The organism is Colwellia sp. E2M01, from assembly GCF_018860585.1.
Lineage (GTDB): Bacteria > Pseudomonadota > Gammaproteobacteria > Enterobacterales > Alteromonadaceae > Colwellia.
The window spans coordinates 171,584-194,595 of record NZ_JAHKPR010000029.1 but is presented as its reverse complement, the minus strand read 5'-3'; the positions used below and the strand labels follow the sequence as shown (position 1 = coordinate 194,595).

Sequence of the window (23,012 nt, the reverse complement as noted above, 5' to 3'; positions counted from 1 at the left end):
GTTAACAACATAAATTACCATTACTCATTTCAAAACATATTTTTTTTAAAGGGTTATGAATTACCTAACTTAAAAAATACTTACGCTGTAGGGTCAATCAGGGCTCCACCTCAAATTACTTCTTAATTTTATATCGTCACCCATGAAATATTATTATTAATCATTTCATTTTATATAACAGAAAAAATACCTAACTTATTGATAGCTTAGCTTCTTTTTAATTATTTATTGAAGCGGTATATGTCGTTTCGTTAGGAAATAAAATTTAGGTAGTTAATTATGAAAAATTTAGCTTTATGTGATCTTGAATCAATAGATGAATTAGCATGTCCAAAAGATAGTTGTGTTGATTTAAACTCTCCAGCCCTTACTATTTTTACTGATTTTGAAGCAGTACAACCGATAGTTTTGGATGCCTCAACTTCTGCGGTAGAAGCAGAAAAATTAATGATAAATTCTCATGTTAGGCTTATTATTATTGTCGATAAATCTCACTTCTTAGGCGTGGTGAGTTTAGATGATCTAAACCTACAGGGAATAATTAAACGCGAAGCCAATGGCATTCCAAGAGCGGAATTATGCGTTGTTGATTTTATGCAAACAAGAAATGAGTTAAAGGCTTTTTCTTATGACGAATTACAAAAATCTAGCATCAATGATGTGGTTGAAACGCTGCAAAAAAGAGGGCAACAACATTGTATTGTGGTTGACCAAAATAGTCATATGATTCGCGGTATTATCTCGGCCAGTGACATCGCTAGGCAATTAAGAGTGCCTATTAATATTAATAAAGATTCTAGTTTTGTTAATATTTTTAATGCGTTATATCACTCAGCAGCATAACAACCTATTTATAAGCTGATACTTTATCAGAACGTGTTGACCTTTCGCGGTTGTTTTTACAGCCGTTTGATTGGTCTTTTTATAGGTGTTAACTACAAGGTGTAGCCTGCTCATGTAACTGCTTACATGAGCAGGTTTAACGTTATATAAACTTCAACTAAAGGCAGCACTTGTTTGAAATTTATACGGCGTTATCGCATGTTTACTCTTAATCCAAAGAAATCCAAAGAAGTCCAAACAAGTGCTGTAAAAGTCATCTCTAAAAATCAACAGCCCCTAATGTCTAACGTCAGAAATAAAGTTTTGTAAGCTCAACTCATCAAAGTCGTAAGTCGTTACACAATAATCACAAGTCATCGAAATTTTACCTTGTTCTGCTAAAATAGCTTTAATTTCACTCGGCTCAATTTGAGATATAGCAGATAAGCATTTATCAGCAGAGCAGCCACAAACATAACTTACTGCCTGAGGCTCAAAAATATTCACTGCTTCTTGGTGATATAATCGATATAACAAAGCCTCAGCTTCTAATGAAAATAACTCTTCAGCCTTAATGGTGTTGGTAAGTTGACAAAGGTGTTCAAAATCACTTATCTGCTTTTGCTTGTTTTCAACACTGCCATCACCATCAGGAAGTAACTGTACTAACGCGCCACCCGTTAGTTGCTTTTCCGTATCACTAAACAACCAAATTTTTGTTGGAATTTGCTCAGAAACTTCAAAATAATGTGCTAAACAATCAGCAAGGTTATCTTTATCTAAAGCAACCACACCTTGATAAGCTTCCCCTACGGTTGGGCGAATGGTAATGATCATAGTGCCTTTACCAATTAGTGTTTGTAATGAGTCCGCCGATGTTTCTTCTTTCATTTTAGCAATGCCGCGCATTTGCTGATTATTATTGCCGCTAACTGACATGTAGCCAACAGGACCATCACCTTGTAATTGTACGGTAATATCACCTTCAAACTTTAGTGTGGCGGTTAATAAGCAAGTAGCACTGAGTAGTTCACCTAATAGCTTTTCAACAGCTACAGGGTAATTATGATTTTTAATAATACTGTTAAAGCTACTGCTGAGTTGTACTAGCTCACCACGGGCATGGGCATCAGTAAATAAGTAACGATTTAATACGTTAAATTGGCTCATAATGGTTAGATCCTTTCTTTAAATTCACGTAGCTTTCTACGTTGTTTTTTATCTGGTTTAGTATCGCTAGCAGGACTTAATAAAATACCTTGCTTACGGGCAAGGGAATTTTTCTCTCGTGTTTCAATGCTTTGCTTACTTTCTTGGTATAAGGTTTGCGCAAAAGTAGCGTCGCTACGCTTCTCCGCTAATGCAATGACGGTAATTTCTTTTTCTTCAAAACCTTGTCGTATTTTTATTATATCACCAATAGCGACGGCTTTTCCCGACTTAGTGCGCTGTCCATTATAAAATACTTTTCCACCATCAATCATTTGTTTCGCAATGGCTCGAGTACGATAAAACCTTGCTGCCCATAACCATTTATCTAGTCGTGTTGAGGTGCTTTTAGTCGTTTGGGTTGTTGACATATTAACCTTTAAGTTAAAAGAACTTTGGTAATAAATATTGGTCTGAAATTTAATATAACAAGTGTAGTCTTTACGGATTACATATTTGTTAACATTTAATTCACTTAAATGCTTTAAAATCTAGGTGTAACACTTGTTGCTAAGGCTTTGGTCAAGTATCATCACTAGTTGCACTATAGAAAAAATACTATTAAATTGTCGCTACTTGCGATAGGTAAATTCATAAATAACAATGATATAAGAAAGTATGCAACTTCCCTCTAACATGACAGATTTAACCGCCTTATCTTCTCAACTTGGCCATAAACGTGTTGCACAAGTAATGACGGTAATATTATTGGTCTATATTTCGTTTGTTATAGCAAAAATAACATGGTCTGTTGTGCCAAAAAATCAGTCGACTGCAGTTGCTTCATCAACAGGCAATGGCAAAAATTTAAGCTCAAAAAAAACTAAAAAATTAATCGATGTCAATAAGATACAATCTCTGAATCTTTTTGGCTTGTATAATGAAAACGCGGCAGAATCTGTATCTGAAGCTATGGCCGCATCAGACGTACCAGAAACAAAACTAAATTTAGTGTTATCAGGTTTAGTCGCCAGTGATAATAAAGCGACAGCGGCAGCAATTATTGAATATAAAGGTAAGCAAGAAACTTACGGTATAGGAGATATTATTGTTGGAACACGTGTTAGCCTTGAGCAAGTACTGATGGATAGAGTGCTGATTAAACAGTCAGGAAAGTTAGAAACCCTAATGCTCGATGGATTTGATTACAATCAACCTGCATTAGAAATAACTAGCAAGGCGGCAGCTAACAAAACTAAAGCAAAAGGTAATTTGGGTGTTGTTGATCAACGAAATAATGCAGAATTTCGTCGTTCAGTAAAAGATTTACGGAGTGATTTTTCAGAAGATCCCGCAAAAATAGGTGATTACTTACGTATTTCTCCGAAGCGAAAAGATGGTAACATCGTTGGTTATTCGTTACGTCCAGGTAAAAAACCAGAGTTTTTTAAACTCGCAGGACTGCAATCAGGGGATGTTGCAGTGCAAATGAATGGTTATGATTTAATTGATACGACACAGGCAATGCAAGCGATGATTGAAATGAAAAAAGCCAGTAATATTTCATTACTGGTTGACCGTCAAGGCAGTTTAACAGAAATACTGATTAGCTTATAAAAAGCTAACTAATTAATTAACGTAACAATAAGTTATGAAGTTATATAGAAAGATATGTAGTGACACTTATTTGGTAATATTTTTTAAGTAATATTCATTCACTAAGCATACTAACTAAGCTTTCTAATAAAATAATAAAGCAGAGATACCGATAATGATGAAAAAGTTTTTATTAACTGTAACTACAGCACTAGCTATTAACTGTTTGTGCTTTGTTGCACAAGCGAGTGCCGCAGAATATTCTCCTAACTTTAAAGGCACTGAAATTACCGAATTTGTTAATATTGTTGGTAAAAACTTACAAAAAACCATGATTGTTGATCCCAATGTACGAGGGAAAATCAACGTCCGTAGTTATGACCTTTTAACGGAAGATCAATATTACCAGTTTTTCCTGAATGTACTTGAAGTATACGGCTACGCTGCTGTAGAAACCGAAAATAATATTATTAAGATTATTCGTAATAAAGATGCTAAAACGGCAGCTATTCCAGTAGTCGGCAATAACAGTAATATCATCGGTGATGAAATGGTTACCCGTGTTGTCGAGGTAAAAAATGTTACGGTTCGTGAGTTAGTACCTCTTTTACGTCAGCTTTCAGATCAAGCCGGTGGTGGTAATGTTGTTAACTACGATCCTGCTAACGTTATTATGCTTACTGGTACTGCGTCTACAGTAAATCGCTTAGTGAAAATCATTGAACGTGTCGATAGAGCGGGTGACCAAGATGTAGAAATAATTAAACTTCAATACGCTTCAGCAGGTGAAATGGTACGTATTATTGAGGCTATGAATAAGCCTTCTGGTGGTAAAGCAGGACAACCAACTTTTTTAATCCCGACTATAGTGGCTGATGATCGCTCTAATAGCGTTATTGTTAGCGGTGAAATAAAAGCACGTGAGCGTATAGCACGCTTAGTAAAACGTTTAGATAGTGAATTAGAAAGTAATGGTAATACCCGTGTTTACTACCTTAAATACTCTAAAGCTGAAGACCTAGTTAAAGTTTTACAAGGTGTTAGCGAGACAATATCAACAGATGCTAGTGGCTCTAAATCAAAGTCACGTAATAGCTCTAAAGGTGATATCAGTATTGATGCGCATGAATCAACCAATGCTATCGTTATTACTGCCGAGCCAGACATGTTGCGTTCACTTGAAGCGGTAATTCGCCAATTAGATGTACGCCGTGCACAGGTATTAGTTGAAGCGATTATTGTTGAAGTATTTGAAACTGACGGTGTTAGCCTAGGCGTGCAGTGGTACAACGAAGCAGGTGGTTTTACCCAGTTTACTAATGGCCCTGCAAGTATTTCATCGGTAGCTGCGGGTGCAATAGCGGCTGAGAGTGTTCCGGGCACTACTGTTACAACTGAAAATGGTACAACAGTTAATCCATCAACCAATGGTGATTACAGCATTCTTGCACAAGTACTTGGCAATGTTAGCGGCATGATGTTTGGTATTGCCAAAAATGACTGGGGCGCAATTGTCAATGCCGTAAGCTCTGATACTAACTCGAACATTCTTGCAACACCAAGTATCACCACTTTAGATAACGAAGAAGCTTATTTTATTGTTGGTCAAGAAGTACCAATTATTACCGGCTCAGCAACGGGTAGTAACAATACTAATCCATTTCAAACTGTAGACCGTCAAGAAGTAGGTATTAAACTGCGTGTTACTCCACAAGTTAACGAAGGTGATGCGGTTCAATTAATTATTGAACAAGAAGTGTCCTCAGTAAGTGGTACAACAGGTGTTGATATTTCAATTAATAAAAGAGAAATAAAAACCACAGTAATGGCTGATAGCGGCGATACTGTTGTACTTGGTGGCTTAATTGATGAAGACGTACAAGAGAGTGTACAAAAAGTACCATTACTTGGCGATATTCCAATTCTTGGTTACTTATTTCAATCAACTACTAACAGCACCCGTAAACGTAACTTAATGGTATTTTTACGTGCAACGATTGTACGTGATTCAGCATTGATGAAAGAAATTAGTGAAACTAAATATAACTATATTCGTGCAGATCAAATCCGCAGACAGGAAGAAGGTTTACGTTTAATGAGTGACGAGAATATGCCTATTTTACCTGAATGGCATGATCACTTAACCTTACCTCCATCGTTTGATGAATATCAAAAGAACTTAGGCGAAAAAGGTATTGATGTACCTGCCGCAACAGATGCAACACCAATAGAAGACAAGAACTAATGTCAAAAGAAGTTGAAGTAACAGCACTTGAAGAAATAACCTCCCTTGACGATATTACATCACTTGATGATGTTGATTTAGATGCTCTTGATAAAATTGAAGTGGCGAGTGTTGATACTGAAGAGGAAGAACAAGCAAGTAGCACTTGGTTGCTAACCTTTGCTTTTGCGAAACGTTATAGCGTACTTATTACGGTTGATGAAGACACTGGCGGTTATATATTGCATTGTTTAACATCAATTCATTTTGACACTATTTTAGAAGTGCGCCGTATTCTCAGGGCGCCTTTTAGAGTTGAATATTTAGAGCCGACAGCTTTTGAATTGTTATTAACTCATACCTATCAACGAGACTCTTCTGAAGCACAGCAGATGATGGAAGATATAGGTAATGAAGTTGATCTATACTCACTTGCTGATGAATTCATTGAAAGTGAAGATTTACTTGAAAATGAAGACGATGCGCCAATTATTAAATTAATTAACGCCATGCTCAGTGAAGGTATTAAAGAAAGAGCGTCAGATATTCATATTGAAACGTTTGAAAATACCTTACAAATCCGCTTCCGTGTTGATGGTGTTCTACGCGAAGTGCTTAAACCTAATCGAAAGTTAGCGTCGCTATTGGTTTCACGTATTAAGGTTATGGCTAAACTCGATATTGCTGAAAAACGTATTCCACAAGATGGTCGTATTTCATTACGTATTGGTGGTCGAGCGGTTGATGTGCGTGTATCTACTATGCCAACGGGTCATGGTGAACGTGTAGTATTACGTTTATTAGATAAAAATGCTGCGCGCCTAGACTTAAAAGAATTAGGTATGACAGATACTACGCGAGTCGATTTCTCAAGCTTAATCGAAAAGCCACACGGCATTATTTTAGTTACTGGTCCTACAGGCTCGGGTAAAAGTACCACGCTTTATGCAGGTTTATCGCAAATTGATGCTAAAGAACGTAACATATTAACGGTAGAAGACCCGATTGAATATGCCATTGAAGGTATCGGCCAAACGCAAGTAAATAGTAAAGTAGATATGACTTTTGCTCGTGGTTTACGCGCCATATTACGTCAGGATCCTGATGTGGTAATGATTGGTGAAATTCGAGATTTAGAAACAGCACAAATTGCGGTACAAGCAAGTTTAACAGGGCATTTGGTATTATCTACTTTACATACCAACACCGCTGCAGGTGCAATAACTCGTATGGAAGATATGGGTGTGGAGCCTTTTTTATTATCCTCGAGTTTATTGGGGGTGTTAGCGCAACGTTTAGTACGAACACTTTGTCCAACGTGTCGAGAAAGTCACTTACCTGATGCCGAAGAAAGGCAATTGTTAGACTTACCTGAAGATAATGAGCAAGTGATTTATCGTGCTGTAGGATGTAAGGAATGTAGCTTTAAAGGTTACCGTGGACGAGTTGGTATTCATGAGTTATTACCTGTCGATGAAAAAGTACGTGAACTTATCCACAATGGTCAAGGTGAGCAGGCAATAGAAAAACATGTACGAAAAAACTATGCCAGTATCCGCCGAGATGGTTTTGATAAAGTAATGTTGGGTAAAACCACATTAGAAGAAGTATTACGTGTTACTCGTGAAGATTAATTTACAACAAGTGTTACCTGTATGTTTAGCGCATGATAGTTATGTTAATAACATTTTGTCTAATGAATAGTGAAAATAAGTAAATATGGCATCTTTTGAATATCAAGCGGTTGATAGCCGCGGTAAAACTAAAAAAGGCGTTATCGACGGCGATACTGCACGCCAAGTGCGTGGTATATTACGTGATCAAGGCCTTATGCCTATTGAGGTTTCCTCTACTTTAGCTAAGAGTAAATCTACTAATGGTAAAAAAGGTTTTGCTGCTAGTTTCAATAAAAATGATGGCGGTAAAGTTTCCGCCTCTGAATTAGCCCTTATTACCCGTCAGTTAGCTACTTTAGTTGAGTCTGGTTTGCCATTAGAAGAGTCATTAATGGCAGTGGGTGAACAATGTGAAAAAAACCGTATCAAAAGTATGATCATGGGGGTTCGCACTAAAGTTACAGAAGGTTATGGTCTTTCTGAAAGTATGGCTGAATATCCAAAAATATTTAACCGCTTGTATCGCTCTATGGTCGCTGCAGGTGAAAAGTCGGGACACCTTGATAAAGTATTAAACCGTTTGGCAGACTATACCGAACAACGTCAACAAATGCGTTCGCAGCTTATTCAAGCGTTGGTTTATCCAATTATTATGACTGTGGTTGCAACAGGGGTAATTGCGATTTTGCTAACTGCAGTTGTGCCTAAAATTGTTGGTCAATTTGAACACATGGGTGAGAATCTGCCGGGTACAACCCAATTTCTTATTGCGAGCAGTGATTTTCTTCGCGATTATGGCTTAGGGTTAGTCTTAGTGGTTGCAGCGATAATGTTTATTATTTCGCAATTGTTGAAAAAGCCAAAATATGAAATGGCCTTTCATAAAAATTTATTACGCGTGCCAGGCATAGGTAAAGTGGCTAAAGGTATTAATACCGCACGTTTTGCCCGAACCTTAAGTATTTTGACCGCCAGTGCCGTACCTTTATTAGAAAGTATGCGTATTTCAGGTGAAGTATTAGATAACTTATTTATCAAACAAGAAGTTAAATCGTCAACGGACAAAGTGCGAGAAGGCGCCAGTTTACGGGTCGCCTTAGAGCAAACTAAACTGTTTCCGCCGATGATGTTACACATGGTAGCAAGTGGCGAAAAAAGTGGTCAATTAGAGCACATGTTAGGCCGCGCTGCAGATAACCAAGATAGAGAGTTTGATGCTTTAGTGAGTATCTCATTAAAAGCATTTGAGCCAGCACTTATGGTGGTTATGGCGGGTGTGGTACTCTTTATTGTTATGGCAATATTACAACCGATTTTACAATTAAATAGCCTTGTCGGTGGCTAAATAAACGGTGAATAGCAGCCGCTAGTTAAAAAGATCAACAAAGTATTAATGATTTTTGTTGAAATATGATTTTATCAGACGTTAGGAAAGCACTATGAACATGAAAAAAGCACAAGGTTTCACTTTACTAGAAGTGATGGTCGTTATTGTTATTTTAGGTATTTTAGCCAGTATGGTAGTACCTAACTTAATGGGTAGTCAGGAGCGCGCTAATATGCAAAAAGCGGTATCTGATGTTACCGCATTAGAAACGTCTTTAAGTCTTTATAAAATGGATAATTACGACTACCCAACAACAGAGCAAGGCTTAGATGCGCTTGTTGAAATGTCTGATGTAGAGCCAGAGCCACGTCGTTTTCCTGATGACGGTTATATTAAACGTTTACCTAAAGATCCGTGGGGTAATGACTACGTTTTATTAAATCCAGGTGAGCAAGGCAAAATGGATGTTTTTTCAGTAGGTCCTGATGGCGAAGCCGGTACAGAAGATGATATTGGTAATTGGAATCTTGGCGATTTTCAATAGGTAAAGGCTACCTTGTTGCTGTAAAGCACAATTTAGGCGTCAATTGTACTCATTGACTAACGTCAACTCCGTGCATTTTCCTTTAAATTGAGCATTACAGCTTAAAGTTACCCATTACAAATTAATATGAACGTTAAGTCTATCAACTCAATAGTGAGAAAAAATCAAGGCTTTACCTTAATTGAGGTAATGGTCGTGGTGGTGCTTATTGGTTTGATGGCAAGTTTGGTGCAATTTAATTTTGCAGGCAATAAGCCTGCAGATACGTTGAAGCATGAAAGTGCTCGCTTTGCGGCTATTTTTGAAGTAGTTGCTGAGTACGGCATGCTCAATAATATTGAGTTAGGTTTAGTTGTTAAAAAAACAAGTTATGAATTTTTAGGTTATGACGGCACTAGTTGGACTGAAATACCCGATCAAGACTGGGATGCTAATGTAACCTTGCCAGAAGAAGTTGAAATAAGCATAGAGTTAGACGACCTACCCATTGAAGAGCCATTACTTTTTAATAGTGATACCTTTAAAGAAAAAGATGAAGAAGACTTCACTTTATTATCTAAAGAAGAACAAGAAGAAAAAATAATACCACAAGTTTATATACTTTCTGGTGGAGAACTTACTCCTTTTAGCGTGACTTTTCGCATCACAGAAGAACTAGCTTATGATCAAGATGCTGAAGACATAGCATACCGAGTTACGGGGATTTATAGCACGCCCTTAACTATTGAAGGGCCTGTCCTCAATGATTAAATGTAATACGCTACTGCACAACAACAAATCAACCAATTCTCCAATTAAAAAACAAGGCTTTACCTTAATTGAAGTCATGTTAGCAATGGCTGTTTTTGCTGTTGCTGGCGTTGCATTACTTGGTGTTGCCGATAATAACTACCGCCATATTAGTTTGCTAGAAGATAAAATGTTTGCTAATTGGGTTGCTTCTAATCAACTTGTTGAAGCTAGCTTGAATAGCTCTTGGCCACCTAAAAACAATAAAAAAGGTGAGGTCGAATTAGCAGGCAGAACATGGTACTGGCAACAAAAAGTTATTAAAACAGCGAGTAGCGATTTACAATCAGTCGTGATAGAAGTACGGAAAAATAAAGAAGATGAATTAATTACTGCTAGTTTAATGACTTATTTGTCGAAGGCTAAGCCATGAGTTATGCCACTTGTCGTAAAATTAGCTCAATGAAACAGTTTGCTCAACAAGGTTTTACACTGCTTGAGGTATTAATTGCTATCGCTATTTTTTCAGTCGTTAGTTTAGCAAGCTTTACCATTTTTGATACTGTACTGCGTGGAGATGAAAACTCTAAAATACGTAGCGAAAAACAAAATGAATTACAACGCGCCTTTTTATTAATTGAACGTGATTTTACTCAAATCGCTAAACGAACAATGCGTCTTAATGGTGAAGCGGCAACGGATACGTTTATACACACTTCCGACGATAGTTTTATAAAAGATGAACAATCTATTGCTTTTGTACGCAATGGTTGGACAAATCCGGGGTTACTTTTACCTCGCGGAGATATGCAAAGTGTGGCTTATCGATTAGTAGACGGTACACTTGAACGATTACATTACAACTTTGTTGATGCTGTTGTCGGACAAGAGCCTAGAATAAGACCATTAATTAGTGATGTTATTAGTGTTGTTTTTGAATACCACGATGGCCAAAGATGGGAAAAAAAATGGGATGGTGCAACCCTACCACAGGCTATTGCTATTGAATTAGATACTGAAAGTTATGGGGTAATTCGCCGTCAGTTTTTAGTTGCAGATGATCCTGCTACAACAACTAGCACGCAGAATAATTAATGATGGTTAGATTGTTTTCAAATAAAAGCATTAGTTGTTGTATGAAACAACAAGGTGTTGCATTAATTACTGTGATGTTAATTGTTGCATTAGCCTCAATCATTGCCGCGCAAATGACAGCAAGATTACAAATGCAGATGCAACGAGGCACAAATATAAGCTTTAACCAGCAAGCTTATTGGTATGCTCTGGGGGCTGAAGCTTTTGCCAAACGTGTGTTGATTGATGCGTTTAAAGATGAGCCATCAATAACTCATTTAGAACAAAACTGGGCAATAGGTGCAAATAGTTACCCCGTTGACTTTGGTGATATTGGTGGGGAGTTAAGTGACTTACAAGCTTGTTTAAATCTTAATGCGTTACATCCAAGTGCTAAAACAAAAAATCAAAATGACTCAACTAATACAGTCGGTCAAAATACAGATTTACCTGCCGCAACAATTTTAGAGGCACTTATTCTTAATTTGAATATTGAAGATGTTAGTAACTTTGAAGCCGAAGCTATGGTACAAGCATTAACAGATTGGCTTGATGATAATGACAGGATAACAGGTAGCGGCGGAGCAGAAGATAATGATTACGCTTCACGCGAGTACCCTTATCTGGCTGCCAATAATTATTTAGGCAGCCTTAATGAGTTAAGGTTAGTTGAACACTTTACGCCAGAGATTATCTTAGTGTTAGAACCTTATGTTTGTGTACTACCGAATAACAGCCAAAATTTAATAAATATTAATACGTTAAGCGCCGAGCAACCCGAATTAATACAAGCGATATTTGATATAAGTATAGAAGATGCACAATCAGTATTAAATGCACGAGAAAGCTCGGGTTATGAAGACTTAAATGATTTCTTTAGCTTACCTGAATTAAGTGATGGTAAAGTAGAAGATTGGCAAAAAGAGGTATTTGTGGTTGATAGTGACTACTTTAAATTAAAAGCTAATGCACGTTTTAATAATAGTTACTTTGACATGAACTCTATTATGCAAGTAACAAAGAACCAAGAAATTCAAATAATTAGTCGTACTATAGGACGTAACTAGTGACAGAAACTTTATTTATCCGTCTAGGAAGTCAAGCTAACGATACCATTCATTGGTTGATTATTGATGAGACTAGTGGCGATGAGCAAGAAATAATTGCATGTGGCGACCTACAAGGTGCGGCACAACTCACCGAGCTTACGAGCAAAGCAGAGCAGCGCCAAGTAAAAGTATTGGTGCCTGGCTGTGATGTATTGTTAAAGTCTTTAAAAATACCTGCAAAGTCAAATCGCGCTGTACGTTTAGCTGCACCATATATGTTAGAAGATAGTGTAGCAGAAGATGTAGACCGATTGTTTTTCGCTTATGCAGATTTACCACGTGATATTCAAGATAATAATTGCTTCGCGGCAATTGTTTCACATCGACAAATCGAAAGATGGCTATCGTGGTTAGAAGATGCCGATATTGAAACGTCGTTTATGTTACCAGATGTTTTAGCAATACCTTATACCGAAAATGGTTGGAGTGCGATTACCTTAGGCTCTGCAGAGCAAGAACAAGTTATTGTTCGTCAACATTTATGGCAAGGTTTTACCTTAGATGCTAGTACGTGGAAATTACAATGCGAAGGGTTTTCAAAGCAAATAGAAAATATTGACGAAACGGATGAAGGTGATGAAAACGTAACACAACAAGTAAGTATTCATATCGAGTCTTATTCACACTTAGTTTACAGTGATAAATTCGATATGGTGCAAATGCCTGAAGAGTTACCGCTAATGTTAATGGCGAAAAACTATGGCAAAAACCTAAATCGTTTTAACTTATTGCAAGGCAAATATAAACGCAAAGAAGTTAGAAGTCATGCTAGAAGTCAATGGTTATGGGTCGCAGGCGTTGCTGTTTTCGCTTTATTATTAAACCTAGGTCATAAAAGCGCACGATTATGGCAATTAAATACGGCACAGGAAAGTGTGCAAGAAAGTATTATTGCACAATATAAAGCCACTTTTCCTAAAACAAAGCGTGTACGCATTTCAACAATAAAATCCCAATTAAATCGTGAATTAGCTTTAATGGGCGGCGTTGGTGATAAAGAGGGCTTTTTAGCGATGTTGGCTAAAATACAGCCTGCTTTTGCAAAAGTACCTGGATTAAAACCAGAATCGTTAAAGTTTGATGGTAAGCGCCAAGAGCTTCGTCTGCAAGCAACAGCGAAAGACTACCAAACCTTTGAAAAATTTAGTGTTGCCTTGTCGGCAACCGGTCTGGAGGTTAAAAAAGGTTCGCAAAGTAATCAAGGTGACTTAGTGTCAGGCTCATTTAGTATTACTAATAACGGTAAAAAAACAGCTGCCATTAACGATCAAAACACTCATTTAGACGCTCAACTCATTACTTCTTTGACTAATCAGGGAAGTGAGAAGTCGAGTAATGAGCAGAATAAGGAAACATCATAATGAAAGCATGGTGGCAACATTTAAATACTCGTGAGCAACGTATGGTTGCTGTTATGGCGTTCGCCTGTATTGTTTTTATTTTATATAACGCTATTTGGCAGCCGTTAAATAATAGCTTAGTAGAAGCGCAGGAAAAATTAGATCGCAACCAAGAAATGCTTACTTGGGTAGAAGAAAATACCGCTTTATATCAAGAAGCAAAGCGTCACAGTAATAAAGCGCAGCTCAGCGGCAGCTTATCAAGTGTGGCAAGTAAAAGTGCAAAAGCTTATAAATTAACAATTACCCGTATGCAGCCGCAAGGGGATGATTTACAAGTATGGATCGACAATACGCCTTTTACGCAATTATTGTTTTGGCTTGAACACTTAGCTAACAACGAAGGTTTGCAAGTTCACGCGATTGATTTAACGCAAGGTGATAATGCTGGCGAAGTTAAGGTAAGGCGTTTACACCTTGCTAAATAGTATAAAACTAGCTGATTATTAATAAACCGTATAGGGTTTAATTGTCGCTTTAATAGTAGTTTTTGAAGCGTATAAGTTACTTAGTAACAGATAAAAATATAGAGAGATTAAATGAAGAAGTGGTTTGCTTTTACGGCAATATTTTTTGGCAGTTATTTCGTGTTTTTAGTGGCAACAATACCGTTAGCTGTTTTGTTGAATAATATAAATCTTCCTAAAAATGTAAGTGTAGGTATTGCTTCAGGCACCATCTGGCAAGGTGAAATTAATAAAGTATTTGTCAATAATAATGAAATAGAGAAGATTAACACCGAGCTTAGTTTTTGGTCGTTGTTGTTTTTCGCTCCATCGATAGATGTCTCTTTTGGTGATGCTATGTTAAATGGACCGGAAGGAAAGCTAACATTAACAGTATCATCAAGTGAATTGTCGCTTAATGATGTGGAGTTATTTCTTAATGCCAATGATATTGCTCAAAATTTACCGTTACCGATCCCTGCTAGCGCTCAAGGTAATGTTGAAATAGCATTAACCGAATTGACTTTAAATACATCAAACAAGTTAACGTGTGAATATGCACAAGGACAGGTAAGCTGGATTCGTGCAAGTGTTAATGCCTTAAACTACGATATTAAAGTAGGCTCACTTAAAGCAGATATTAGCTGCGAAGATGGCGATCTACTTGCTAAAATTTTACCAGATAATGATTTAGGGGTAACTTTAGATACTCGATTAAATTTAGCAACGCAAAAAGCGACAGGACAAGGTTTTGTTAAACCAGGACCTAAGTTTCCTGCTAACTTAAAACAAGCGTTAACATTTTTAGGGCGCCCAGACGCTCAAGGGCAGTATCGCCTTAGATTTTAATTAACTTAGGGCGGCTTAAACCGCTGCTTTATTTATATTTACCCAATACGCAGAAGCTAAAACTATGTTATACCAATTTAATCAAATTGGTATTAATTTAACGTTAAGGTGTAATAATCGAAATAGGCGTTGGCCAATCTTCAGGGTTTAACCTACCTTGCTCAAGCAAACCACCAAGACCTTGTAACCCTCCAGTGTGCAATAATACAATACGTTCACCCGGTTTAAAGTAGCCTTGCTCTAATAAGTCGAGCAAGGCCAAAATCATCTTTCCCGAATAAACGGGTTCAAACGTTATCCCTGTTTCTTGATTAAAAGCGATAATCCGTTGAGCATCGTTATCGCTAAACTTACCGTAACCGCCACGATGAAACTCTGTTAATAATTGCCAGTTATTATGCTGTTTATGAATCGAAGTATGTGTTTGGTCAAAAGTGTGAGATTGAATTAACGCTTTTATTTCATTAAGTAAATATTCCCCTTGCTTTAATACTGCTATACCTACTATTTTATGTTGATTATTTTTAGGGATATTATCACCAGCTATTAAGCCAGCTAACGTTCCGCCACTACCTACGGGAGTAAGTAAAGTATCAAATTCAGTCTGTTGATTAAGTTCGGTGAGTACTTCTGCTACACCTGCTACAGCTAATGAATTACTACCACCTTCAGGAATAATAAAATAGTTCGGGTATAACTGCTGTAACTCTTCAAGATAGTCACTATCAAACCGTCTACGGTAAGTTTTACGATCGACAAAATGGCACTGCATGCCCCAATGACGCGCCCAACTTAATGTAAAGTTATCAGCATAATGTGACTCGCCGCGAATGATGCCAATACAGGGAATGTTTTTTTGCTTACAGGCATAGGCAAAAGCATGAATATGGTTAGAGTAACTTCCGCCAAAAGTTAACGCGCCTTGAAAGCTATCTTGTGTTGCTTGCCTTAAATTATATTTCAATTTTCGCCATTTATTACCCGAAATTACCTGATGTAACTGATCGTCTCGCTTTATTGAAACATTAACTCTATATTTATCAAATAGCGGATGTGTTAATTTTTCTAATTTTGATAAAGGTTTAGGCATAAATTGAAAACTAAAATAGGTTACTAAAGAAACTAAAAAGATTATATACCATATTGATACTAACCTTATTAAACGAAGGATAAGTAAAATACTTAGGGTTTTAATAAAACCTTAGCGATATTGTTAAATATGCTTATATTTTTGTCATTCAAATAATAAAAATTTGCACTTAAACGACTAATAAACTTAACTAATAGTTATTAGTATTCCTTGCTCTGCGAGCATAACAAAGGGTATATTGAAGTTAAATAGAGTACGATGGGGTATTACCAATATACATATCGTTGCATTCATTTAGAAGGTAATTACCATTAATTATAAAATACGGCTTGCACGTGGTTTTCTCAAATGTTTCGAAACTCGCACTTTGAAGGAGTTTGAGTGTTAATGTCACTTTTAACAAAAATAAGTCAATTTTTTTCAAAAAACAATTCAAAACAACGCATAGGTATTGCTTTTCAGCAGCAAGGTATTTCTATGTGTTCTATTCCCGCTCAGGTACAAAATAGCGACACTGAGAATAAAAACTCAGCTAAAGTTATTTTTAAACATGAAAAAGCCAACTTCACTCACTTTGTTAAAAATATTCAAGCGTTTCATAACAATCATGAGCTTGATGGAAATGCCACTTTAGTGTTGAGTGAAGCCCAATCTCAAATAGTACAAATTGATAAGCCAGCACTATCCGAGACTGAAATAAATAGTGCTTTAAAATGGCAAATTAAAGATTTAGTCAGTATCGCGGCTGATAATATGCTGCTTGATTATTATGATGCGCCGATCCTGTCAGGTGGCAAAGAAAAGATTAACGTTGTGTGTGCCCCTTTAGATGAAATAAAAAAATTAGCCATAATTACAGAGCAAGGGCAAGTAAAAGTTAGCAATATAACCACGCAAGAATTTGCTTTTGCTAATTTGTTACCTGCACAGCATGACGCCACTTTATTAGTCTGCCAGCAGCCTAATGAAGAAATAGTGTTAATTATTGTGAAAGATAATCAAATTTTCTTTCAACGTCGTTTACGTGGTTATGCTCAAATAGCAGTTAAAACAGAAGCGGAGCTTACCGCCTCTGTTGTTGACGATCTGAGTTTAGAGATCCAGCGTTCAACTGATTATTTTGAACGACAATTAAAGCAAGCCCCGATACACGCTATTAAAGTGTTATTACCGATGAAACTCGAGGATTTCTTTATCGAAAAGCTAGCTGCAAATACTTTGGCACCAGTGAGCTTGTTAGAATTGCCTCGGCCATACCATCAACATAGGGAATATGCCGCTGCTATTGGGGCAAGTATTGACCATGCTTCTGCTTATACTGAAGAAAATATTGTGGTAGGAGAGCACTTTGGTAATTAAAAAGAATATAAACTTACTACAAGCAGATCTTTTTCCAGAAAAGCCACTTTTGACACTAGGTAAAGTGGTAGCTTGTTGGTTAGGGTTGTTATTGCTTATGGCGATTTGGACAATTGTGACCGATCTGAATTATAAAGAAGCGACCATAAAATATAATGTTTTGAAAAAAGATCTACAGCAAAAACAACGTCAAGGAAGTCAGCTAGAAACGCGCTTGGCAAATAGACAGGTAACGCCAGAATTAAAACAAAAACTCAGTACTTTAAAGTTGGTTATGCAGCATAAAGACGCGTTATTAAACAAACTTACTGATTCAAACGAAACCTTTGCTGGTGGTTTTGTTATGATTATGAATAACTTATCCAAGATGCACCATAAAGATATTCGATTACAAAAAATTAGCATTAATTCAAAAGCCATGACTTTTTCTGGGTTGGCTTTAAATCCACAAGCCGTACCTGCGTGGTTGGCAGGATTTAAACAATCAAGTTTATTATCAGGTAAAGAGTTTTTGAATTTCAAACTGAATCAAAGTGAAAACAATCTTACCGAGTTTGTTGTTAGTTCAGCGGAAAAAGAAGGTAAGAAATAATGAAGCAACAATGGCAAAACTATAATGACAAATTTCATCAATTAACTAGCCGTGAACAGCTTTTATTATTACTTACTGGGGTAGTGGCAATATTTTTTATTATTTCATATCTTTTTATTGATGAGAAAAGTGCCAAAACTGTTAACTTAGATAAGCAAAGTAAGAGTATGCAATCGAGCATTCAAACACTTGATTACTCTATTGAGCAATATCAAACAGCGTTGAAACTTGATCCTGATACTGATGTACTTAAACAAATAGCACAATTAGAAAGTAAGCTGGCTCAGCTTGATGGGCAATTAGTGCTATTAACCACTGACCTTATTAGCCCTGTTGAAATGCGTGAAGCATTAATAAAACTTTTACAATTAGAGCCAGGCGTATCATTACTTTCTTTTGAATTGATAGGAGCTCAACCGCTCTTAAATTTATCGGCTGTTTCAGCTGATGCGGATGTAAATGTTAATAACTACTCGCTGCCACCTGAACAGCTGGGCTTAAACTTATATAAACATGGCATTAAGTTAAAATTATCAGGTGAATATTTTCAATTACGAAATTACCTCATGCAACTTGAGCAACTCTCGTGGAAGTTTTTTTGGCAAGATTTTCAGCTTCAAGTAAAGGAATACCCTGTAAATGAAGTTGAAATAATAATTTATAGTTTAGGATTAAATAAGGAGTTTATTGGTGTATAAAGCTCATTTAAATTCCAAAGTCACTGTTATTTTAAGTGTTATAGTTATACTTACTTCAACTGTTGCCTCGGCTCAAAACCTTGATCCCACTAAACCGTTTGGTGTTAGTGCGACAAGTACGAATAATTCTTTAAACGTTAAAGATGGTTTAACACTCACGTCAATTATTCACGGCGATGGTATTCATACCGCGGTAATAAATGGCAAAATTTATAAAATGTTTGACTATGTTGGTGAATACCGCATCACCGCAATTAATAATCATAGTGTAGTCTTACGTAGCAAGTCTGAACGTTTAAAGATAAATGTTTTTAAAAGTAAAGGTTTTACAAGTCACGTTGTAGAAAACACGGTAGCTAACTAATGATAAAAATAAGTTTCCCTATGAAAAACGTTAAATCAAAAATTACACTGGCAACATTAGTGTTTATTTTAGTTGGCTGTCAATCGTCACCAGATGATCCTGTTTGGATGAAAGAAGATATAGATTATGCGATCAAATCAAATGACCAATTAAAACAACCTAAACCGTTAACGCAAGTACCTAATTCTGTTCAACAAGAAATGATGTTCAATGATATGGATCTAGCTAAACAAGGCATGTTAGCTGAGAAACGTTTAGAAATTTCAGCGACAGAAGTTGAAGCAAAAGATTTTTTTCAGGCTATTGTTAGAGGCTCTCGTTATAACGTTGTTATCCACCCTAACGTAACGGGGCAAATATCATTAAGCTTGAGTGACGTTACTTTAACTGAAGCCTTAACTGTGGTTGAAGATGTTTATGGTTATGAAATAACTAAAAAAGGTAATGTGGTTCAGGTGTTCCCGCCAGGTATCCGCTCTGAAACTATTGCGCTAAATTACTTATTCCTTAAACGTTTTGGCTCGTCGAGAACGACAATTAACTCGGGTGGGGTTTCATCAAGCGAAAACAATAACAGTAATAATGGTAGCAACAACCGTAATAGCAATAATTACGGTAATAATAATAGTAATAATAGTAATAATAGTAATACTGGTGATTCAAGCAATCAAAACGGCGTTAATTTATATACCCAAAACGAGTCTGACTTTTGGGTTGAACTAAAAGAATCACTAAATTCTTTTATTGGTACTGGGGATGGGCGTTCAATTATTGTTTCACCGCAAGCTGGCTTAGTAACCGTTCGTGCATTACCTCAAGAAATAAACGCAGTTAAAAAGTTTTTAACTGACACTGAAAGTCATTTGCACCGTCAAGTAATCATTGAAGCGAAAATCATGGAAGTGACACTTAATGATGACTTTCAACAAGGCATAAAATGGAACCAAGTATTAGATAACATAGGTAGTGCAGAAATAGTTTATTCTACAACAGGCAATGTTGTTGGTAGCGTAATCTCCAGTGCAATTGGCGGTGTTAATACTATTGGTTTTAGTAAACAAACTAGTGGTAGTGACTTTTCGGGAGTTATCGAGTTATTAGAAACTCAAGGTAATGTACAAGTACTATCAAGCCCGCGTATAACGGCAACTAATAATCAAAAAGCGGTTATTAAAGTTGGTGAAGACGAATACTTTGTTACAGATGTTTCGAGTACTGTTTTTACAAGCAGTGGTGGTGATGGTACTTATGCAACACCTGATATCGAATTGACGCCTTTTTTCTCAGGTATTGCGCTTGATGTTACCCCACAAATAAGTAAAGACGGTGGTGTTATCCTTCATGTGCATCCTTCTGTAACTGTAACAGAAGAGCAAAATAAAGTTATTCAAATAGGCGATGAAGAGCTTGTATTACCATTGGCTCAAAGCCGTGTTCGAGAATCTGATACTATTATTCGTGCCATGTCAGGCGAAGTTGCTGTTATTGGTGGTTTAATTGAAACTTACAACATAGATCTTGAATCTAAAACGCCAATTTTAGGCGACATTCCTTTTCTTGGGGAGCTGTTTAAAAGTAAGTCAACTCAATCACAAAAGCGTGAGTTAGTTATCATGCTTAAACCTGTTGTGGTAGGGCAAGACACTTGGAAGCATCAATTAAAAGACGCACGTAGTATTTTAACAAAGTGGTTTCCTGAAGAAGTAGAAGAATGTGAGCTATCAGATAACGGTGAATTGACCGCAGAGTGTCAAGAGCAATGCGCAAATGCTGAATATGCACAAAGCAATGATGTGTGCCAACAGGCGAAAATAAATGCTGAGCAAAATACAAGTACAGGTGTAGCACACAATGATGTTAATACAGAACTATAAGTTACCTTCAATGATGTTTAACTTAACTAGCTGATGCTGTGAAAGAGCTATGTACTTATATCATTTTGGTTTAACAGAACTACCATTTACGTTAACGCCTAATACCAGCTTTTACTTGCCTATGGCCATGCACGACGAAGCACTAGCTGTATTGTCAACTGCCCTGAAAACAGGTGAGGGCTTTATTAAAGTGGTGGGAGAAGTAGGTACCGGTAAGACATTACTATGTCGTAAGTTACTTAATGAAATCCCAGAGCACTTTGTTACAGCATATATTCCTAATCCTTATTTAAATCCTGATGAATTAAGACGCGCAGTTGCGGTTGAATTAGGTATTAAACAAGCACAACGTATGTCTGTGCAGTTACTAACACAACGTATCCAAACACGGTTATTAGAGTTACATAGTCAAGGCCACTCGGTGGTGTTAATACTCGATGAAGCACAAGCATTGCCAGAAGACAGTTTAGAAGCGTTAAGACTTTTCACTAATTTAGAAACAGAAACCCGCAAATTACTGCAAGTTGTTTTATTTGCACAACCCGAACTTGATGAGCGATTAAGTACAACAGAGTTTAGACAATTAAAACAGCGGATAACATTTTCTTATAAATTAAGAGCCATGAACTCAAATGAAGTGCAGCAATATATCCATCATAGATTGCAAGTTGCAGGTTATAAGGGGGCTGAGCTTTTTTCTGATCAGTTATGTAATAAAATAGCGCGAGTTAGTCAAGGTGTGCCGCGGTTAGTTAATATTCTGTGTCATAAAATGCTTATGGTTGCTTATGGGCAAGGTCATTACAATATGACAGCTAAAATTTTACAAGCAGCAGTAGAGGATACCGAGAGTATTGAACAAAACTCAAATAAAAAAATGTTCCTTGCTTTGTATGTCGCCATTTCATCTTTAATAATATTGGGTGGCTTTTTTTTCTATTTTTCCTCGGTAAATGAACTATGAGTGTTATCAATCAAATGTTAAAAGATTTAGATAAGCGAGATTCTGAATCGAATAAGCATAATGCTCTACAAAATAATAGTCGTATGGGGCTTTCAACTACCAATGTGGCGTTAATTACCGGTTTTGGAGTATTGTTTTTATGTTTGCTTGGTTTTTATATTTGGCAACTTATAGCTGAAAACAACACCTTAAAGGCTGAAAAAAAGCATATCCAACAAGCGAATGCCCAATCAGAGAGTGTGCAAAAAAACGCTTCTAGCGCATTGGCTATTAATAACTCTCAAAGTAATATGGAAAAACCATCGCAGTTAAAAGCACTTAAAACGTCTATATCGTCAAATCAAGATAAGCCTATAACTCCGCAAAAAGCAGTCAATCAAGTACTAGTAACTGAAGCAACAACGAAATCAGAAGCTACACCTATACAAACTAAAGTTGCACAAGAAGAAAACAAAAAAACTGTTGCGGCTAAGCCAGTAACAGCGTCTAAAAAAGCCAATGAACGTCAACATAGTCACAGCCATTCAGATGAAGAAGGAAGTCGCAGCCATGACGTTACACCTGTTGTTAATAAACCTGCAGCGAATAAAATGTCAGTATCACGCCGTAACTTATCGGCAGATGAATTAGTTGCAAAAAAATTAGTTTTAGCTGAAAAGGCACTCGAGGCAAAACAAGTAGATAAAGCTGAAAAGTTGTTAGAAGACGTAATTATTTTAAAGCCTACTGATAGCCAAACACGCAAAAAACTAGCAGCGTTATGGTTTGGCAGACAAGCATACCAAAACGCAACTAATTTACTGTCGCAGGGTATAGCTTTAGATGCAAAGGATAGTAGTCTACGAGAAATGAAAGCCCGTATTCACTTACAACAGCAACAAGTTACCGCGGCTTTAAATACCTTAAAACCGTTAGCTCAGTTAAAAAATGAGCAATACCAAATAATGTTAGCAAATACAGCACAACAGGCGCAGCAAAATCAAATAGCTATAATGGCTTATAAAACACTCATTTCAATGCAGCCGGAAAAAGGTCGATGGCATTTAGCTATTGCTGTTTTATATGACAAAAATAGTCAGTTTAGATTAGCAAATGAATCTTATAATAATGCTTTAGCTAAAAATGATTTATCTGTTTCTTCAGAAGATTTTGTTAAACAGCGCATACTAGCAATAGGACAGTAGGA

23 protein-coding genes are annotated in these 23,012 nt (G+C 36.7%); 20 read left to right on the top strand and 3 right to left on the bottom strand.

From position 1 onward, the window contains the following. The first annotated feature begins 279 nt into the window (after window positions 1-279). Window positions 280-843 (top strand): CBS domain-containing protein, encoded by a 564-nt coding sequence (locus KO502_RS06460; protein ID WP_216021743.1) that lies wholly within the window; start codon window positions 280-282, stop codon window positions 841-843. A gap of 276 nt (window positions 844-1,119) precedes the next feature. Here the strand turns inward: KO502_RS06460 and hslO are convergent, their stop codons facing one another. Then, a complete protein-coding gene (hslO, locus tag KO502_RS06455) occupies window positions 1,120-1,992 on the bottom strand; it encodes an Hsp33 family molecular chaperone HslO (RefSeq protein WP_216021742.1) in 873 nt (290 codons plus the stop codon). Window positions 1,993-1,997: 5 nt separating this feature from the next. Then, a complete protein-coding gene (locus KO502_RS06450) occupies window positions 1,998-2,402 on the bottom strand; it encodes a S4 domain-containing protein (protein ID WP_216021741.1) in 405 nt (134 codons plus the stop codon). Window positions 2,403-2,649: 247 nt separating this feature from the next. Here KO502_RS06450 and gspC point away from each other — a divergent pair, with 247 nt between their 5' ends. The 12 genes from gspC to KO502_RS06390 all read left to right on the top strand — a co-directional run bounded on the left by gspC (window position 2,650) and on the right by KO502_RS06390 (window position 14,885). Next, window positions 2,650-3,588 (top strand): type II secretion system protein GspC, encoded by a 939-nt coding sequence (gene gspC / locus KO502_RS06445; RefSeq protein ID WP_216021740.1) that lies wholly within the window; start codon window positions 2,650-2,652, stop codon window positions 3,586-3,588. Window positions 3,589-3,742: 154 nt separating this feature from the next. Then, window positions 3,743-5,812 (top strand): type II secretion system secretin GspD, encoded by a 2,070-nt coding sequence (gene gspD / locus KO502_RS06440; protein WP_216021739.1) that lies wholly within the window; start codon window positions 3,743-3,745, stop codon window positions 5,810-5,812. After that, on the top strand, window positions 5,812-7,425 hold the full coding sequence (gene gspE / locus KO502_RS06435; protein WP_216021738.1) for a type II secretion system ATPase GspE: 1,614 nt from the start codon (window positions 5,812-5,814) through the stop codon (window positions 7,423-7,425). The genes gspD and gspE overlap by 1 nt, the downstream gene beginning before the upstream one ends. A gap of 85 nt (window positions 7,426-7,510) precedes the next feature. Then, window positions 7,511-8,752: a type II secretion system inner membrane protein GspF gene (gspF, locus tag KO502_RS06430; RefSeq protein WP_216021737.1), complete on the top strand. Its 1,242-nt coding sequence runs from the start codon at window positions 7,511-7,513 to the stop codon at window positions 8,750-8,752. Between the two features lie 94 nt (window positions 8,753-8,846). Beyond that, window positions 8,847-9,278 carry a type II secretion system major pseudopilin GspG gene (gene gspG, locus KO502_RS06425; protein ID WP_101343275.1) on the top strand — a complete coding sequence of 144 codons (432 nt, stop codon included), beginning with the start codon at window positions 8,847-8,849 and terminating at the stop codon, window positions 9,276-9,278. Window positions 9,279-9,404: 126 nt separating this feature from the next. Continuing rightward, the gene (gspH, locus tag KO502_RS06420) at window positions 9,405-10,028 is read left to right on the top strand and encodes a type II secretion system minor pseudopilin GspH (RefSeq protein ID WP_216021736.1); all 624 of its coding nucleotides are present in this window, start codon (window positions 9,405-9,407) and stop codon (window positions 10,026-10,028) included. Further along, window positions 10,021-10,440, top strand: coding sequence for a type II secretion system minor pseudopilin GspI (gspI, locus tag KO502_RS06415; protein WP_216021735.1), 420 nt, complete (start codon window positions 10,021-10,023; stop codon window positions 10,438-10,440). The genes gspH and gspI overlap by 8 nt, the downstream gene beginning before the upstream one ends. Further along, window positions 10,437-11,102 carry a type II secretion system minor pseudopilin GspJ gene (gene gspJ / locus KO502_RS06410; protein WP_216021734.1) on the top strand — a complete coding sequence of 222 codons (666 nt, stop codon included), beginning with the start codon at window positions 10,437-10,439 and terminating at the stop codon, window positions 11,100-11,102. Before gspI ends, gspJ begins: the two co-directional genes overlap by 4 nt. Before the next feature lie 41 nt (window positions 11,103-11,143). Continuing rightward, a complete protein-coding gene (gspK, locus tag KO502_RS06405) occupies window positions 11,144-12,148 on the top strand; it encodes a type II secretion system minor pseudopilin GspK (RefSeq protein WP_252730551.1) in 1,005 nt (334 codons plus the stop codon). Continuing rightward, window positions 12,148-13,551: a type II secretion system protein GspL gene (gspL, locus tag KO502_RS06400; RefSeq protein ID WP_216021732.1), complete on the top strand. Its 1,404-nt coding sequence runs from the start codon at window positions 12,148-12,150 to the stop codon at window positions 13,549-13,551. Before gspK ends, gspL begins: the two co-directional genes overlap by 1 nt. Then, entirely contained in the window at window positions 13,551-14,018 is a 468-nt protein-coding gene (locus KO502_RS06395) for a type II secretion system protein M (RefSeq protein WP_216021731.1), read from the top strand. Before gspL ends, KO502_RS06395 begins: the two co-directional genes overlap by 1 nt. A 111-nt stretch (window positions 14,019-14,129) precedes the next feature. Next, on the top strand, window positions 14,130-14,885 hold the full coding sequence (locus KO502_RS06390) for a type II secretion system protein N (protein WP_216021730.1): 756 nt from the start codon (window positions 14,130-14,132) through the stop codon (window positions 14,883-14,885). A 103-nt stretch (window positions 14,886-14,988) separates the two neighbouring features. Here the strand turns inward: KO502_RS06390 and KO502_RS06385 are convergent, their stop codons facing one another. Then, a complete protein-coding gene (locus tag KO502_RS06385; protein WP_216021729.1) occupies window positions 14,989-15,975 on the bottom strand; it encodes a pyridoxal-phosphate dependent enzyme in 987 nt (328 codons plus the stop codon). A gap of 387 nt (window positions 15,976-16,362) precedes the next feature. Between KO502_RS06385 and KO502_RS06380 the strand changes: the two genes are divergently transcribed. From KO502_RS06380 to KO502_RS06350, 7 genes are read left to right on the top strand one after another with little or no spacing between them, the layout of a single operon-like run. After that, window positions 16,363-17,334 (top strand): hypothetical protein, encoded by a 972-nt coding sequence (locus KO502_RS06380; RefSeq protein WP_216021728.1) that lies wholly within the window; start codon window positions 16,363-16,365, stop codon window positions 17,332-17,334. Next, a complete protein-coding gene (locus tag KO502_RS06375) occupies window positions 17,324-17,926 on the top strand; it encodes a PilN domain-containing protein (protein ID WP_216021727.1) in 603 nt (200 codons plus the stop codon). Before KO502_RS06380 ends, KO502_RS06375 begins: the two co-directional genes overlap by 11 nt. Next, complete coding sequence (locus KO502_RS06370; RefSeq protein ID WP_216021726.1) at window positions 17,926-18,624, top strand: hypothetical protein; 699 nt, start codon at window positions 17,926-17,928, stop codon at window positions 18,622-18,624. The genes KO502_RS06375 and KO502_RS06370 overlap by 1 nt, the downstream gene beginning before the upstream one ends. Next, window positions 18,617-18,988, top strand: a complete 372-nt coding sequence (locus KO502_RS06365) for a hypothetical protein (protein WP_216021725.1) — start codon at window positions 18,617-18,619, stop codon at window positions 18,986-18,988. Before KO502_RS06370 ends, KO502_RS06365 begins: the two co-directional genes overlap by 8 nt. Before the next feature lie 20 nt (window positions 18,989-19,008). Next, window positions 19,009-20,862, top strand: coding sequence for a pilus (MSHA type) biogenesis protein MshL (gene mshL, locus KO502_RS06360; RefSeq protein WP_252730549.1), 1,854 nt, complete (start codon window positions 19,009-19,011; stop codon window positions 20,860-20,862). Window positions 20,863-20,911: 49 nt separating this feature from the next. Beyond that, entirely contained in the window at window positions 20,912-21,826 is a 915-nt protein-coding gene (locus KO502_RS06355; protein ID WP_216021723.1) for an AAA family ATPase, read from the top strand. Continuing rightward, window positions 21,823-23,010, top strand: coding sequence for an MSHA biogenesis protein MshN (locus KO502_RS06350; protein WP_216021722.1), 1,188 nt, complete (start codon window positions 21,823-21,825; stop codon window positions 23,008-23,010). The genes KO502_RS06355 and KO502_RS06350 overlap by 4 nt, the downstream gene beginning before the upstream one ends. Window positions 23,011-23,012: the final 2 nt, after the last annotated feature.